General features: G+C 63.5%; 11 protein-coding genes and 6 pseudogenes. 14 read left to right on the forward strand and 3 right to left on the reverse strand.

Features of this window, described 5'->3' with window-relative positions; genetic code table 11:
* The first annotated feature begins 39 nt into the window (after positions 1–39).
* From QE360_RS19035 to QE360_RS19180, 12 genes and pseudogenes are all read left to right on the forward strand, one after another.
* Positions 40–507, forward strand: a complete 468-nt coding sequence (locus QE360_RS19035; protein WP_309704424.1) for a DapH/DapD/GlmU-related protein — start codon at positions 40–42, stop codon at positions 505–507.
* A 3-nt stretch (positions 508–510) separates the two neighbouring features.
* Positions 511–1,701 (forward strand): glycosyltransferase, encoded by a 1,191-nt coding sequence (locus tag QE360_RS19040; RefSeq protein ID WP_279333280.1) that lies wholly within the window; start codon positions 511–513, stop codon positions 1,699–1,701.
* Entirely contained in the window at positions 1,701–2,840 is a 1,140-nt protein-coding gene (locus tag QE360_RS19045) for a glycosyltransferase (protein WP_279333278.1), read from the forward strand. Before QE360_RS19040 ends, QE360_RS19045 begins: the two co-directional genes overlap by 1 nt.
* Positions 2,837–3,916 (forward strand): glycosyltransferase, encoded by a 1,080-nt coding sequence (locus QE360_RS19050; RefSeq protein WP_279333276.1) that lies wholly within the window; start codon positions 2,837–2,839, stop codon positions 3,914–3,916. The genes QE360_RS19045 and QE360_RS19050 overlap by 4 nt, the downstream gene beginning before the upstream one ends.
* Before the next feature lie 35 nt (positions 3,917–3,951).
* On the forward strand, positions 3,952–5,325 hold the full coding sequence (locus QE360_RS19055) for an O-antigen ligase (protein WP_279333274.1): 1,374 nt from the start codon (positions 3,952–3,954) through the stop codon (positions 5,323–5,325).
* Between the two features lie 54 nt (positions 5,326–5,379).
* Positions 5,380–6,090 (forward strand): polysaccharide biosynthesis/export family protein, encoded by a 711-nt coding sequence (locus QE360_RS19060; protein WP_279333272.1) that lies wholly within the window; start codon positions 5,380–5,382, stop codon positions 6,088–6,090.
* A 10-nt stretch (positions 6,091–6,100) separates the two neighbouring features.
* On the forward strand, positions 6,101–8,311 hold the full coding sequence (locus QE360_RS19065) for a polysaccharide biosynthesis tyrosine autokinase (RefSeq protein WP_279333270.1): 2,211 nt from the start codon (positions 6,101–6,103) through the stop codon (positions 8,309–8,311).
* Positions 8,311–9,531 carry a hypothetical protein gene (locus QE360_RS19070; protein ID WP_309704428.1) on the forward strand — a complete coding sequence of 407 codons (1,221 nt, stop codon included), beginning with the start codon at positions 8,311–8,313 and terminating at the stop codon, positions 9,529–9,531. The genes QE360_RS19065 and QE360_RS19070 overlap by 1 nt, the downstream gene beginning before the upstream one ends.
* 160 nt (positions 9,532–9,691) lie before the next feature.
* Positions 9,692–10,819, forward strand: a complete 1,128-nt coding sequence (gene gmd / locus QE360_RS19075) for a GDP-mannose 4,6-dehydratase (protein WP_279333266.1) — start codon at positions 9,692–9,694, stop codon at positions 10,817–10,819.
* Between the two features lie 10 nt (positions 10,820–10,829).
* Positions 10,830–11,783, forward strand: coding sequence for a GDP-L-fucose synthase (locus tag QE360_RS19080; RefSeq protein WP_309704440.1), 954 nt, complete (start codon positions 10,830–10,832; stop codon positions 11,781–11,783).
* A gap of 70 nt (positions 11,784–11,853) precedes the next feature.
* A complete protein-coding gene (locus QE360_RS19085; RefSeq protein WP_309704430.1) occupies positions 11,854–12,204 on the forward strand; it encodes a hypothetical protein in 351 nt (116 codons plus the stop codon).
* A gap of 82 nt (positions 12,205–12,286) precedes the next feature.
* Positions 12,287–12,508, forward strand: a pseudogene (locus tag QE360_RS19180) (3-keto-5-aminohexanoate cleavage protein); the annotation flags it as partial.
* Positions 12,509–12,517: 9 nt separating this feature from the next.
* On the opposite strand, the pseudogene QE360_RS19090 reads toward QE360_RS19180, so the two are convergent.
* Positions 12,518–13,280 (reverse strand): annotated as a pseudogene (locus QE360_RS19090) (IS5 family transposase).
* 131 nt (positions 13,281–13,411) lie between these two features.
* Between QE360_RS19090 and QE360_RS19095 the strand changes: the two are divergent.
* A pseudogene (locus QE360_RS19095) lies at positions 13,412–13,943 on the forward strand (IS481 family transposase); the annotation flags it as partial.
* A 310-nt stretch (positions 13,944–14,253) separates the two neighbouring features.
* Here QE360_RS19095 and QE360_RS19100 read toward each other — a convergent pair.
* Positions 14,254–15,514: pseudogene (locus tag QE360_RS19100) on the reverse strand (IS110 family transposase).
* A 154-nt stretch (positions 15,515–15,668) separates the two neighbouring features.
* On the opposite strand from QE360_RS19100, the pseudogene QE360_RS19105 reads away from it, so the two are divergent.
* Positions 15,669–15,935, forward strand: a pseudogene (locus QE360_RS19105) (IS3 family transposase); the annotation flags it as partial.
* Between the two features lie 165 nt (positions 15,936–16,100).
* Here the strand turns inward: QE360_RS19105 and QE360_RS19110 are convergent.
* Positions 16,101–16,338: pseudogene (locus tag QE360_RS19110) on the reverse strand (hypothetical protein); the annotation flags it as partial.

Here is a 16,338-nt window from a genome sequence, read left to right on the forward strand (position 1 = left end):
GCGGAGGCGTCCATGTTTCTTCATCTTGTCCAGTTCCTTTTGCGGCTGCTGCCGCCCACCCGGCTGTTCGGGATTCGCCTTGCGGTGCTGCGCGCGGCGGGAATTGATCTGGCCGATGATGCGCGGGTGTGCGGCGATGGCTGGTTCTACGGGCGCGGAAGCGTGAGGATAGGTCGGGGAAGCTGGATCAGTCCCCGTGGTGTGTTCTATTCGCATCCCGCTGCGCCGATCGTGATCGGCGAGCGGTGCGACATCGGTCATGAGGTCAGCTTCGTCACCGGCAGCCACGACCTGGGCCCCGCCTCGCGTCGGGCAGGCACGGAAAAGGCGTTGCCGATAACGATCGGCGATGGCTGCTGGATCGGGGCCCGCTGCACCATGCTGGGTGGGGCAACCATCGGTGCGGGGACCATCGTTGCTGCGGGCGCGGTCGTCGTCGGGCCCCTCCCCCCCAATGTTCTTGCCGCGGGTGTTCCAGCTCAAGTCAAGCGCGTGCTGGAAGGATAAGTGATGGACCGCCGCGATCGACGTATCCTGTTCTTCTATTCCAATGCCCTGCCCGAGGCCGTGCGGGTTCGGCGCAGGATCGTCACCGACAGCCCGGCCGCGACGCGCAAGATCCTCGCCATGGCCCGGGCGCTAAGGACCGCGGGCGTGCGCGCGATCGTGGTCAGCATGGCGCGCGGTCCCGGTCGTGGTGGCCGGTTCCATCGCGGCGGCATAACGCGGGTCGATGGTGTACCCGTGGTTTACGGGCCATTGTGGGACGTCCCCGTCGCGTCCCAGCTGCTCAGTGCGTTGTGGCTCGCCTGGTTCGCCTGGCGGGTGGCGCATCGCTCGCGCGGGGTGCGCCATCTCTTCTACAATCAGATGTCGCTTTACCTGCCAGCGTTGCACGCGCTGACGCTGCGTCGCGCCGCCATATCGGTCGACATCGAGGATGGCCCGCTTTCGGCCAGCGAGGCCGCCTATTCGCGGCGTGGGACCGATGCCTCGGCGGCATTTGCGCGCCATGCGACCCATGGCGCGATCCTGGCCACCGCGCGCCTGGCGCAGGGAACGCCCATTCGGCCGGTCCAGACCTGCTACGGTGCGGTACCCGAGCCCATGGCAATCCGCCCCGAACGTTTTGCGGACGGGCCGCTGTGCGTCATGCTGGCCGGGTTTATCAATCAGGACACCGGACAGACGCAGTTCGAGGCGGCGCTGGAACAGATGCGCGCACTGCGCGATCCAGTGTTCGATCAGCTACGCTTTGAGATCGCCGGAGCGGGCCCCGGTATCGACGCGTTACGCCGTTTCGAAGACGGCACATGTCCCGATGTCCGGATCCATGGACGGCTGGATGCCGCAGGCTATGCCGCGTTGCTGGGTCGTGCGCATGTCGGACTGTCGCTGAAGCCGGTTGGCGGTGGCGTGTCCGAAACGACATTTCCGTCCAAGACGGTCGAGATCGCCGAAAACGGACTGGCGCTTATCGCCACCGACATCAGCGATGTGAAAGCGGTGTTCGGTGATGCGGCCTGGTATCTGGAAACCACCGATCCCGTCGAACTGGTGGCCTGCATCCGCCGGGCCGCGACCGATCGTGCGGCCGTCCTTCAACTGGCCATGGCAGGGCAACGGCGCGTGACCGAGAATCTTTCCTATCATGCCGTCGGGCGAACGCTGAGCACTTTCCTCTACGGCGGGACGGCATAATGCGTATCTGCTGCTGGCAACCCGTGCTGACCGCCCACCAGTCGCATACGCTGCGGGGCCTGGCCGATGCGGCACAGGCTTCCTTGCGCGTCATCGCCTGCGCACCCGATATCGCGGTTCGCCGCGATCAGGGATGGACGACCGATGCCGCATCGGTCGTGCCGGTCGAGATCCTGCCCGATCATGACTGGCAGGCCCGTATTCGGGCCATCCTGCGGGAAGAACGCGACAGCATCCACATCTTCGGGAGCCCGTTCGAGCGTTCGCGCCAAAATGTCGCGCTTGGACTGGCATTGTGGCACAAGCTCGAAACCTATCTCATTTCCGAGCCCTATTCCCCGGTCGCGACGGGATATCTAGCCGATGCGCCGCGGTGGAAGGAACGGGTCAAGACCTTCCTGCGGCCTCGCCTTTATGGACTCTATGGTCAGTTGCTGCGTGGGCGGCTGAGCGGCGTGTTTGCAATTTCCCCGGCGGGCGTCCGGCAATATAGACGCATGGGCATCGCGACGGATCGGATCTTTCCGTTCGGCTATTTTGTACCACTGGATCCTGCCCCACAAGCTCGGCCCATGGCGAGCGGCGGATTGAAGGTCGCCTATCTCGGGTCGTTCATCGAGCGCAAAGGCGTCGATTCCCTTGTTGCTGCGTTCGACAGACCCGAACTGGTCGCATGCGGGGCAACGCTGACGCTATACGGCGGTGCTCCGGCGGCAGGCACGGCTCTTGAGGGAGAACGGGTGCGATATGGCGGTCGTCTGCCCTTCGGTGCGGTGGGAGCAGCGCTCGCTGGGCACGACCTGCTCGTGGTGCCCAGCCTGTATGATGGTTGGGCCGTAGTCGTGAACGAAGCGATCGGCGCAGGCGTACCAGTTCTTGCATCGGACATGGTGGGCGCTGCCGCCATGGTCGCGCAGAATGGCTGCGGTGACACGTTCCCGCCCGGAGATGCGGGAGCGCTGGCCCGTTCGATTGCGAAGATCGCGGCGGATCCGGCCCGCTTGCAGGGCTGGCGTGACCGCACCTCCCCGCTCGCCGACTTGCTGCAACCGATCGTGGCGGGGGCCTATATGCGCGATTGCATCGCGGCCACGCACGCCGGCACCGCCCCTCCCCCAGCCCCTTGGTACACGGCATGAGCCCCATATCCCGTTCGGTCACGGTCGCGGCGACCAACATCCAGGGTCTGGGTGCGACCCAACTGCTGTGCTCGCTGCTTCCCGCATTGCAAAGGGTGGGTACGCCCTCGCTCGACACCGTCTGGCTTCCTGCGCGCGGCGACGCGGCCGACGCGCCGACGGGTTCCAGCGCGGTCCGCGTCCATCACTATGCGCGCCGCCTGCCCAATGCCCTGTCGCGCGTGGTCGAATGCATGACCACCGGGCGACGGATCGCCCGAGGCGGCGACCTGCTGGTGCTCGGCGACCTGCCCTATCGTCACGGTACACGGCGACAGGTCGTGTTCGTGCAGACGCCGTTCCTGCTGGCCGGCAGCCGCAGCGCCTCGACGATCACCAATCTGAAGTCGGCGATCAGTCGCGCCCTGTTCCGTGCCAATCTTGCGCGGATCGACCAGGTCGTCGTGCAGACGACGACGATGGCCGACGGATTGCTCACCACCTATCCCGAACTGGCCGGCCGGATCACGATCATCGCGCAGCCCGCACCGGCATGGCTGTTGGCAACGCCCCCCGCCCCCCCACCGGCGCGCGCGGCGGGGGCGCCGCTGCGGCTGTTCTTTCCGGCATCGCCCTATCCCCATAAGAATCACCCGTTGCTGGGCCAGGCCCTGGCCGATTGCCGCGACGTTGCCTCGCTGGACCTAACCATCGCCGACGACGCCACGGCGGTCGGCAACGATCCCCGTATCGTCCGTCACGGAACACTTGGTCCCGACGCGATGATCGCACGCTACCGCGCTTGCGATGCACTCGTGTTTCCTTCGCTTCAGGAAAGCTATGGTCTGCCGCTGGTGGAGGCGATGTTCCTGGGATTGCCGGTTCTGGCCGCCGATCTCCCCTATGCGCACGCGCTGTGCGGCGACGGCGCCATCTATTTCGATCCCAACGATCCTGGTGCATTGGTGGCCGCGATCCAGACGCTGCGTGCGCGTCTGGACGCGTCGTGGCGTCCAGACTGGACGACCCAGCTCGCTGCGATCCCACGCGATTGGGACGAAGTGGCGCGACGGATGCTCGCCCTGTTCGCGGATTGATCCGGTTCGACGCGCGGCCTAGGAACACGACCAGCATGCAAAAATCCCGTTCGACAAGCCGCCGGTTGCAGATCGATCCGATCTTCGCGCTAATGTGCCTGATGCTGGCGACGCTATGGCTGGCCGGAGGGGCGTCTCGGCCCGACGTCTTGGGTCAGGTGGTCGTGCGCAGCGTCGCGACCCTGGCGCTGGTCATGGCGGTTCTCTTCGGGCCCGCTCCCGCCTGGCGCCAGGGGCGTCCGGTCGTCTTGCTGTTCGCGGCGATCGTGGCGCTGGTCGCGCTGCAACTCATACCATTGCCCCCGGCGATCTGGACTTCGCTGCCCGGCCGTGGCCTGCTCCTCGATGCCTCGGCGATCACCGGTGCCCCGCAGCCCTGGCGACCGTTGACGATGGTGCCGGGCGCGACCTGGAATGCCCTTTATGCCTTGCTGGTGCCAGGCGTCGTTCTAGTCCTCGCCCTGATGCTGGACGAACGCGATCGTCGCTATCTGCCCGATGCCCTACTGGTCATGGTCGTTGCCATGGCGCCTGTCGCCGTCCTGCAATTTTCCGGCACGGGATTGGACAACCCGCTGGTCAACGAAACGATCGGCCAGCCCAGCGGCAATTTCGCCAATCGCAACCACTTTGCCCTTTTCTTGGCGATGGGATGCATGATCGCACCAGTATGGGCGGTACGTTCCGAACGCGCCATGCGCTGGAAACTGCCGATCGCCGGTGCCTTGATGCTGCTGTTCCTGCTGGCGATCCTGGCCAGCGGTTCGCGCGGGGGCCTGTTGCTCGCGGGAATAGCCCTTGTCGGGGCATTGGCGCTGGTACGGCGCGATCTCCATGCGGTCGTCCGGCGCGGACCGCGCTGGCTTTATCCCGTTCTGATCGTTCTGATCGTCACGGCTGTCACCGGCATCATCTTCCTCAGCGTCGCAGCCGATCGGGCAGTGGCGATCAATCGGATCTTTGCCGTCGATGCGGGCAGCGACATGCGTGTGCGCGGGTTGCCGACCGTGCTGTCGATGATCGGCACATATTTCCCGGTCGGCAGCGGCTTTGGCGGTTTCGATCCGATCTTTCGCATCCATGAACCGATGGCGTTGCTGCGCCTCACCTATTTTAACCATGCCCATGACGATTGGCTCGAGGTGTTGCTGGACGGTGGGGTCGGTGCGTTGATTGTCTTGCTGATGGCCTTTGGATGGTGGCTCTGGGCCAGCGTCCGGGTGTGGCGTCGTTCGCGCGATGAAGCCGTTCTGCTCGGAAGGCTTGGGTCTGGGCTCCTGCTGCTGATGTGGGTCGCCAGCGCGTTCGACTATCCATCCCGGACGCCCATCATGATGATGATCATCATATTGGCGGCGTTGTGGCTTCATTGGGGAAGTTCGGTGCAGCGTTCAGCTTTACCCCGATAGAGTGAACATCTATAGCCCGGCTAATTTCCCATCAATTCGCGGAATTCATCGCGTATGCGCAAGACCTTCATCGCCCTTAGCTGCGCGATCCTGCTTACCGGTTGTGGCGCTCCCGAACCCATTCATTCCAATGGGCAATTGACCGTCGTCGAAGGCAGCGGCATCCTGCCCCCACCCGATCGCAGCGATCTGACCGCTGCCGACCGCCCGGCCCTGATCGGCCCGCTCGATACGATCGAGGTCGATGTCTTTGGCATCCCCGATCTGGGTCGCGAGATGCAGGTCGACGCCAGCGGGCGCATCGCGATGCCACTGGCTGGCACGATCGACGTTCGCGGCAAGACCGCGGCCGAGGTCGCCGCGGCGATCGAGGCCGCGCTGCGTGGACGGTATGTCCGCAATCCCCAGGTGACGGTGAACATCAAGAATTCGGTCAGCCAGGTGGTGACCATCGATGGACAGGTCTCGGAACCCGGCCTGTACCCCGTCACCAACCAGATGACTTTGATGCGCGTGGTGGCGTCGGCCAAGGGGCTTAACGAGTTTGCACGCCAGGAAGACGTCGTCATCCTGCGCACCGTCGGTACGCGCCGCATGGCGGGGTTGTACAATATCGCCGCGATCCGTCGCGGTGCTTATGACGATCCCCCCGTTTATGCCAACGATGTCATCATCGTTGGGGATTCGCCTCAACGTCGTCTGTTCCGCGACTTTGTCTCTCTCTCGCCGCTGCTCGCAGCGCCGCTGATCGCCGTCCTGCAGTAAGGGCCGTTTGATGAATCTGGTTATAACCAACCCGCGTGGCACCGCGCCGGCCGGCGTTCCCGATCCCAAGATGCGGGATGTCGCCGGCGGTGAGAATATGCACCTGCTGCGTCAGCTTCTGCGTATCGCCTATCGCTGGCGCTTCGTGATCATCGGGCTGACAGTCGCCTCGCTCCTGCTGGGCTTGATCGCGACGCTGCTGATGACGCCGAAATACACGGCGACGGCGACCATCGAGATTTCGCGCGAGTCCAATCAGGTCACCAATTTCCAGGGTGTCGAACGCGAAACGAGCCTGGCGGACCAGGAATTTTATCAGACCCAATATGGTCTGCTCCAATCCCGGTCGCTGTCGGAACGGGTTGCGACCCAGTTGCGACTGGTCGACGATCCCGCCTTCTTCGAGCGTTTCGGCGCTGCCAAGAAAAGCCCGGATTTCCAGCAGGTCAATGGCCGCTATGCGGTCGCTGGCCGTGCGACGCGGTTGCGCGTGGCGGGTGAGGTGTTGCGTCGCAACCTGAATATCAATCCGACCCGCTTGTCTCGCCTGGTCCAGATCAGTTTCATCAGCCCCGATCCGGCCTTTTCGGCGCGCGTCGCCAATGCATGGAGCGATGCGTTCATCCAGATGAACCTGGAGCGCAAGGTTCAGGCGACATCCTATGGCCGCAACCTGCTCCAGCGTGAACTCGCGCAGGCCAAGGAGCGCCTCGACGAGTCCCAGCGCCAGCTGGTGGGCTACGCCTCGGCCCAGCGCATCATCAACCTGCCCGGGCAGACGACCGCCAACGGCACGACGTCGGAACGCTCGCTCGTGGCCGACGAGCTGGCCGCTCTGACCAGTGCCCTGTCACAGGCAACGGCCGACCGTATCGCCGCCCAGGCGCGGTCCCAGGCCGGTGGGGCATCAGGAACCTCGAGCGAGGCGCTCCGCGACCAGACGATCAGCAACCTGCGCCAGCGTCGCGCGGAACTGGCGGCGGAATATCAGCGCCTGATGGTGCAGTTCGAGCCGGGCTATCCGCAGGCCCGTGCCCTTCAGTCGCAGATCAACCAGCTCGACCGTTCGATCGCGCGGGAAGAAGGCCGCGTGTCGGGTTCGGTTCAGGCCGAATATCGCCAGGCGCTGGAGCGTGAAAATGCGCTTCGCTCGCGCGTCGAAAGCCTCAAGTCCAGCTTCCTGGATGTGCGTCGCCGCAGCATTCAATACAATATCTATCAGCAGGAAGTGGATACCAACCGCGCTCTCTACGATGGGCTGCTGCAGCGGTTCAAGGAAATCGGCGTCGCCGGCGGGGTCGGCATCAACAACGTCTCCGTCGTCGATCCGGCGGAAATCCCGCAATATCCCTCCAGCCCTCGCCTGATGCTCAACCTCCTGCTGTCCATGCTGATCGGCCTGGGGCTAGGGTCCGCGCTTGCCTTCGCGCTGGAGCAGATCGACGAAGCGATCGCCGATCCGGCCGAAGTGGAACGGCGGCTCAACCTGCCGCTCTTGGGTTCGGTGCCGAAGATCGACACTGCTCCCAAGGAGGCGTTGCTCGACCGCAAGTCGGAATTGGTCGATGCCTATCTGGCCATTCAGACCAATCTGGCCTTTACCACCGAGCATGGCGTGCCGCGCTCGCTGGCGATCACCTCGACCCGCCCTGCTGAAGGCAAATCGACCAGTGCGCTGGCGCTGGCAACCATGCTCACGCGCGCGCACAAGAAGGTGGTACTGGTCGACGGCGACATGCGCTCGCCGTCTGTGCACCAACTCGCCAACATCAGTCACGATCGTGGGTTGAGCAATTTCCTGGCCGGCCAGGACGACGTCGCACCGCTCCTTTTCCCGATGCCGGAACTGGGGTTCGATGTGATGACCGCCGGGCCGATCCCGCCCAACGCGGCCGAACTGCTGACGGGCAACCGATTGCCTATGCTACTCGAACGACTGCTTGAGATATATGATCACGTCGTCATCGACTCTCCGCCGGTAATGGGCTTGGCCGATGCGCCCCTGATCGCAAGCCGTGTCGAGGGCACGGTCTATGCGGTGGAATCGCACGGTATCCGTTCCAGCATGGTCCGCACCGCGCTTGGTCGCCTGGCCACCGCGAACGTTCATGTCATCGGCGGCATTCTGACGAAGTTCGAGGCGAGCAAGGCGGATTACGGCCGTGGCTATGACTATGGCTATGGCTATGGCCGTAACCAGGAAGATCACGCCGCAAGCTGATGAAAATGCGTCCGATCCATCGTACCGCGCCCCGTCGGACGCCTGTCAACTGGGGCATTCGGGGTGGCATTGCCGTCGGCGCGCTTTTCCTGGGCTGGGCGGCGGTCACGCATTCGCTGGGCTATACGCTGCGGAGCAGCAGCCCCGAACTGGCCTATTCGCTCTCGTCGCATGACGGACGGATCGGGGCTTTATTGTCGGAAGCGCTTTCCGGCGCGGAGGTGGACAAGGCAACGCGTGCGCGTTCCGACCGGATCGCCCGACAGGCCCTGGTTCAGGATCCGACGGCGGTGGCGGCTGTTGCCACGCTGGGTATCAACGCCCAGCTCCGCGGAGATACCGGCGCGGCCCGTCGGATCTTTGCCTATGCCAATCGGCTGTCTCGTCGCGATCTTCGCTCGCAATTATGGGCGATCGAGGATGCCGTCAGCCGGAACGACATTCCGGGGGTGCTGAAAAACTACGACATCGCGCTCCGAACATCGCGCTTTGCGCCCGCGTTGTTGTACCCGGTCCTTAATGCAGCGATCGCCGACGATAAAGTCGCCGATGGGTTGCTCGCCTTGTTGGCGAAGCGGCCGCCCTGGGGGCAAGATTTCCTAAACCAGGCGGCACTGGACGGCGATCCGGTCGCCACTGCCGCTCTGTTGAGCAAGGCCCGCCGCGCACACGTCGCGGTGCCCCTCTCGGCCGATACGATGGTCATCGATGCCTTGAGCCATCAGCAGCAATATGATCTGGCCTGGGCGCATTATGCCGCAATGACGGGCGCCAACCGGCAGCAATCGCGTGACCCGCACTTCACCGCCGCTCGGACATCGATATCCCTGTTCGACTGGAAGCCGGTACTCGACGATGCGGGCGTGACCGCGACATTGCAGCCTGGCGATTTTGAATATGTCGTCTCACCCATGGCGGGCGGCGTGGTGCTGCAACAAGCGCAGGTTCTGCCGCCCGGAACCTACACCCTGTCGGGACGCGCCACAGGCATCGATCCTGCGTCGGGCGCGCGGGGATATTGGGTCGTGCGTTGCATCCGCGGAGCCGAGCTTGCCCGCGTCCCCCTGCCCGGATCGGTCGCTGAAGGCCGCTTTGAAGGTCGCGTCGACATTCCCGCCACCTGTCCGGCCCAATATCTCGAGCTGACGGTACAGGCAGGCAACCAGTCGAGCGATGTTTCGGGACAGGTTTCCGAGGTACAGCTCTTGCGCCGTCCATAGGAAGCGGCAATGTCGCGGTCATGTGACCGATCACGCCATTGTTGCTAATCGCATCGCTGCCGCTATTCGAGCGGGATGGGCGAATGATATGTTGCCATCCTTGATGAGAGACCGATCGAGGAAAGCGCCTCTGATCGCACGAGATACGAAGGGAAGAACGTTGAGCGGGAAGAAGGTCGCACTCATCACCGGCATCACGGGCCAGGACGGTTCGTATCTGGCCGAGCTGCTGTTGGAAAAGGGCTATGAGGTTCATGGCATCAAGCGGCGCGCGTCGCTGTTCAATACCCAGCGTATCGACCACATCTATCAGGATCCCCATGCGGCGTCGCCCGACCTGAAGCTGCATTATGGCGACCTGTCCGACACGTCCAATCTAACGCGCATCATCCAGGAAATTCAGCCTGACGAGGTCTATAACCTCGGCGCGCAGAGCCACGTCGCGGTCAGTTTCGAGGCGCCGGAATATACCGCCGATGTCGACGGTCTGGGCACGCTTCGCCTATTGGAGGCGATCCGCTTCCTCGGGCTCGAAAAGAAGACGCGCTTCTATCAGGCGTCGACGTCGGAACTTTATGGCCTGGTCCAGGAAATTCCCCAGCGCGAAACGACGCCATTCTATCCACGTTCGCCTTACGCCGTCGCCAAGCTGTATGCGTACTGGATCACGGTCAATTATCGTGAGGCATATGGCATGTATGCCTGCAACGGCGTGCTGTTCAACCACGAGAGCCCGCGACGCGGTGAGACGTTCGTGACCCGCAAGATCACGCGCGGCCTCGCCAATATCGCGCAGGGCCTCGAATCCTGCCTGTACATGGGCAACATCGATTCGCTGCGCGACTGGGGCCATGCCCGTGACTATGTTCACATGCAGTGGCTGATGCTTCAGCAGGAAACCGCCGAAGACTTCGTCATCGCGACAGGCGTGCAATATTCGGTGCGCGAGTTCATCACCTGGTCGGCCCAGCATCTCGGCATCACGCTTCGCTTCGAAGGCGAAGGTGAAGCGGAAGTCGGCATCGTCGAGGCGGTCGAGGGCGACGATGCTCCGGCGGTCAAGGCGGGCGACGTCATCGTGCGGATCGATCCGCGATATTTCCGTCCGGCCGAGGTCGACACGCTGCTGGGCGATCCGACCCGCGCCAAGGAAAAGCTGGGCTGGGTGCCGGAAACCAGCGTGCAGGACATGTGCGCCGAGATGGTGGCCGAGGATCTGAAGGCCGCAAAGCGGCATGCCCTGCTCAAGCAGCATGGTTACCAGCTGCCCGTATCGCTCGAGTCCTGAGGAAGTACAGATGCGGATTTTCGTAGCCGGTCACCGTGGCATGGTCGGTGGTGCCATTGCACGCAAGCTGACCGAGCGCGGGGCTGAAGTGGTGACCCGCAACCGTGCCGAACTCGACCTGACGAACCAGCACGCGGTCCGCGATTTCTTCGCGACCGAGGCGCTGGACGGGGTCGTATTGGCGGCGGCCAAGGTCGGTGGCATCTATGCCAACAACACCTATCCAGCCGATTTCATTTACGAAAACCTGATGATCGAGTGCAATGTCATTCACCAGGCATTCGCAAGCGGCGTCCGCCGGCTGCTGTTTCTGGGTTCGTCATGCATTTATCCGCGCGCCGTCGCACAACCGATGCGCGAGGATGCCCTGCTGGCGGGCGTTCTCGAGCCGACGAACGAGCCCTATGCGGTCGCCAAGATCGCCGGGATCAAGCTGTGCGAAAGCTATAACCGACAGCACGGCACCGATTTCCGCAGCGTCATGCCGACCAATCTCTATGGTCCCGGCGACAATTTCCACCCCGAGAACAGTCATGTGATGCCGGCATTGATCCGTCGGTTTCACGAAGCCGTCGAGGCACGGGCCGACAAGGTCACGATCTGGGGCACGGGTACGCCGCGGCGCGAATTCCTGCATGTCGATGATATGGCGGAAGCGTCGCTGTTCGTATTCGAACTGCCCGTGGAACGCTACCGTGCCAATACAGAACCGATGTTGAGTCACATCAATGTCGGCTATGGCGAGGATGTGACCATTGCCGACCTCGCACGGTTGGTCGCGCAGGTAACCGGCTTTGCCGGAGAGATCGTGTTCGATACCACCAAGCCCGATGGCACGATGCGCAAGCTGATGGATTCGAGCCGTCTCGAAGCCATGGGATGGAAGCCTTCGGTCGCGCTGGCCGATGGGGTTCGCGAAACCTATCAATGGTTTCTGGCGCATGTGGCGACGGCCGGCCGTTGAACCGCTCGGCGTGTCGATAGGCTAGGCGGATGGCGGTAAACGCTCTATGATCCGGACCATGCGTTGGATCATGCCGCTTGCTCTCCTGCTGTCCGCCTTGCCCGTCACGGCCCAGAATCGCCAGGATCGCGGACAGGAGCAGGAGGCGCCGATGCGTTCGGCGTCTCCGCTGCCCATGACCGGCCAGGGGGAAACGGCGCGGTCGGCGGTCGGGCAGGCCGGACAACGCCAAAGCCGTGAACAGGTGGCGGTGGACACCGGCATAGAACCCATGGGCCGGATCAACAGGCGTATTCAAAACCGGGTGCAGTCGCGCATCCGCAACCGCATCGATCGCTATTATTCCCCGCAGGCCAATGCGACTTCGCCGTTTGCGGTCGCGAGCGAGCAGGCGGCCGGTGCCGGACGATCGCGTCGATGATGGCTTGAACGGGCTGGCAATGGGAAGGGCCTGAAGCACCGACGCGCAGCCATGATGTCTCGAAGTCCGTCAGGCGGCGGTCAGGGCAGGCGTGCGACCCGTGCATGTCCACGCTTATGATGCAGTAGGGCGGCAAACCGTGAACCCTGCGGAATGTGATACCGTTGTTGAAGCGATCCCTATGCGCCGCCCCGACATACTCAGATCGCTGACAACATCGGCGAGCATCGTTTCCGCCCCCTCGCGACGGCTGGCGATGGTTCGGGAATGGAATGTACTGCCCGATCTCGTAATCGCTGATTAGGCTCAGGCCTCATTGATTGATCCAGAAGATGACGGTGGCAGGGAGTGCGATGGCGGACATGAAGGCGTGAGCACATCGGTCGTAGCGGGTATGGATGCGTCGCCAGTCTTTGAGGCGGCCGAACATGTTCTCGATCCTATGACGACGGCGGTAGAGTGCAGCATCATGCGGGATCGGCGCCTTGCGGCCCTTGCGTGACGGGATGCAGGCAACAGTTCCACGGGCGGTGAGCGCTTGGCGGAACCAGTCGGCGTCGTAGCCGCGATCGGCGAGCAGAATGGGAGCGGGCGGCATCGCGTCGAACATGAGGGCAGCGCCCTTGTAGTCGCTCACCTGCCCTTCGGTGAGCAGCATGACACGCGGGCGTCCACGATCGTCGCAGACGGCGTGCAGCTTGGAGTTCAGGCCGCCCCTGGTGCGCCCGATACATCGGGAAAGAGCCCCTTTTTGAGCAGGCTGGCTGCCGTCCGGTGCGCCTTCAGATGCGTGGCGTCGATCATCAGCTGATCCGGTGGTCCGCCCTCGGCTGCCAGTCCGGCAAAGATGCGGTTGAACACCCCCATCCGGCTCCAGCGGATAAACCGGTTGTAGATCGTCTTGGGCGGACCATAAGCCGCTGGCGCATCCCGCCAGCGCAGGCCGTTGCGGATCACGAAGATGATGCCGCGCTGACGATCCGCCGGTCATCCACGCGCGGCACGCCATGCGACAACGGAAAATACGGCTCAATCCGCTGCATCTGCTTGTCCGTCAGCCAGAACAGGTCACTCATCGGCGGCACCTCCACCGACAATGAATCAACCCGTCTCCGCTCTCGCAAGTTATTTAATAGGTCCTGGAGCCTAGTTGTTTAGTCCCCACGATTGATGATGCAACAACCACGAGCGAGCGGAAGGAAGCGCTATGGGGCAGGTTCTACGTGGGAGCGCCACGACGACAGAGGTCGTCCGTCGAGCGATACAGAATAGCAAAGAGAGCCTAAGGGTGCTGGCGAAGCCACGGCGTCAACCAGAAGCCGGTCGCCAAATGGCGTAAGCGAAGCTCGACGGCCGATCTGCGAACCGGACCCAAGGAGGTCAGGCTCACGACGCTGATGATCGAGGAGGAAGCTGCGGTCGTGGCGTTCTGGCGCCACACGCTGCTGCCGCTGGATGATTGCCTCTACGCGCTACAGGCGACGATCACGCATCTGACGAGGTTCTCGCTGCACCGCTGCCTGCAGCGTCACGGCATCAGCCGGTTGCCCGAGATCGATGGCGACAAGCCGGTTCGGGCGAAGTTCAAGGCGTAACCGATCGGCTACTTCCACGTCGATCTGGCAGAGGTGCGGACCGAGCAGGGCAAGCTTTACCTGCTGGTGGCGATCGATCGGACCTCCAAGTTCGCCTTCGGCGAGTTGCACGAGAAGGCCACTGGGCGCGTCGCTGGCGACTTCTGTGATACCTTTCGCCGCGACCGTGCCATAGCGTATGCGCACCGTGCTGACCGGCAACGCCCTATATCGGGAAGCAGCGGCGGGTTTTTGCCAGCAGATATCCAAGCACCGACAACCATCGGCACGGCATGCATTCTGAGCCAGATGGCTCCCACCGTCAACGGGATCGCTCCCTGCCATAGCAATCACAGGATCCAGCGGCACCGGGGCGGCCGTGGTCCTCACTGTCCTTAAAACGAGATACGCACCCAGGTGGAAGGCCCGAACATTATCTACAGGGTCGCTCGACGAGCGCCCTCACGGCACTTGGCTAGAGAGGGGGCCTTCCACCTGGCATCCGACCGTTCGAGGAACGGCCGGTACTCTGTCCCCGTCTTGACGACGGCGTGAGCCACGCGCGCCATCTTGGCGGTGAGCGCCGTCATCGCCTTGCGGCGACGGTCGGCATCGTCCGCGTGCCCGGCGACATATCGTCCGAGCTTGTCGCGGAAGCTGTTGTCGCGCTGACGCGCGGCGACCTGGGTAGCCATCCAGAAGGTCCGGCGTAGGCGCGCGTTACCGTACTTGGACAGCTTGGTGCGGCCACGGAACGTGCCTGACTGACACGTTGCGAGATCGAGACCGCAGAACTTCAGGAACTGACGATGATGATTGAAACGCCGCAGATCACCGGCCTCGGCCAGGATGGTCAGCGCGTTGATCGGACCAATGCCCGGAATGTTGCGCAGCAGCTGGTAGTCGACGTCATCGGCGAGCCGCGCATGGGCCAGCCGCTCGATCTCGTCACGCTGGTGGATGAGGCTGCGCCCCTGCGCGATGACCATGCGGAACATGGTGATGGCGGCCGAGTCCTCCGGGACTGGCAGCGCCGTCGAGGCGGCCGCCGTCTCGTAGATGTCGTTGATGAGGCGTGCCTTGGAAACCTTGCGGCCGATGAGCGGCCATGCCGCAGCCGAGAATGCCTTACGGTCCAGCGCCGTGATCATGGCCGGTGTCGGAAACCGCTCGATGAGCGCGAGGAACCAGTCGGACCGGCTATTGCCTGCGAAGCGGGCGATCTCGGGGAAGTATAGAGGCAGGTAGTGGGTCAGGATCCGGTGCCAGGTCTGCGTCTTCATCCTGGAGATCGTCTCGTGGGTTTTCGACAGCTCCTGCAGGTCGTTGATCCCAGCCACCAGCGGGTCGACGTAACGCTGCGTCGCGCCGATCCGCAGCATATGCAGGATGACCTGTGCGTCCTTGGGGTCGTTCTTGTCCCATCCGTTGTGCAGCGCCTCGCGCGTTCGGGCGAGCGCGACCGATGAGATGAGCCGCAGCTCAAACCCCGCCGTCAGCAGCCGGTGCGCCAGCGTGCGATGGTAATTACCCGTCGCCTCGAACCCGACGATGATGGGGCGCCCGATGGCAGCGAGTTGCTCGGCAAAGCCGTCATAGTCCTGCCTGGTCGCCATGACGGTCATCCGCCGGCGCCGGCCGCCTTCCGGTCGCTCTATGAGGACCTCCTGCCGGTTCTTGGACATATCGATGGCTACCAGCACGGCGCCGGCAGGCGTAGAGGTGAGCTTGGTCATGGTCGGTCGGCCTCCAAAGTGTTGTCTCGACAACCTCACTTTAGATACCTGCTGGCCGGCCATGGCTTGCCCTGATGAAGCCTGCAGCCGCTTCGCGGCCTTGTCTTCATCAGGGCCACAGTGGCTCCCGTTCCAGCGCTTCCCAATGTGCTACGGTATGCACTTCACCGATCCGACCGGCGATGGCCGGACGCCCGAAGACATCAGGGAGATGTGGGCGCAGAAGCTGCCGTTCCGCTGCCATTACAAAGCGCATTACCAGTTGCGGCAGCACCTCACAGACTTCGTCGCTGCCTACAACTTGGCGCGACGCCGCAAGACCCTCCGCGGGCTCACGCCATACGAAGCCATCTGCAAAGCATGGATAGATGACGCAAGCCGGTTCATCTCAAACCCGCACCATCAATCGCCGGGACCAAACAGCTGGATCGGGAGGCCGCCAGATCGATCTCCAGTCGCCCGCCCTCGGCCGCGACGCGGCCGACTTCGTAACTGGACACGAAGAAGGCGAAAGGCTCTCAGCGGCTACTTGTAGCGAATTTTGCGGGTCTCCCTATCTTTACAGGGCGACAAGGCCCCCACCCGCTCAGGCAAAAAGATCGCGAATGGCGCTGGCCCGGAACCGATTCCGCAGCCGCCGCCTGCGATGCTCCCCCGCATCATGGCGCATGTGGCAGGCCTGGCACAGCGCCGCCAGATTCCGCGGCCGGTTGTCGCCGGGGTCGTGGTTCAGGTGCGCGCTGGCCAGGATCACGCGGGTTCGGCGGAACGGCAGGGGCGGGGCGATGCCTGCCAGGCCCGGTTGCGCGTGGATCATGGCGGTG

Source organism: Sphingomonas sp. SORGH_AS_0789, assembly GCF_031453055.1.
In the GTDB taxonomy this organism is placed as follows: domain Bacteria; phylum Pseudomonadota; class Alphaproteobacteria; order Sphingomonadales; family Sphingomonadaceae; genus Sphingomonas.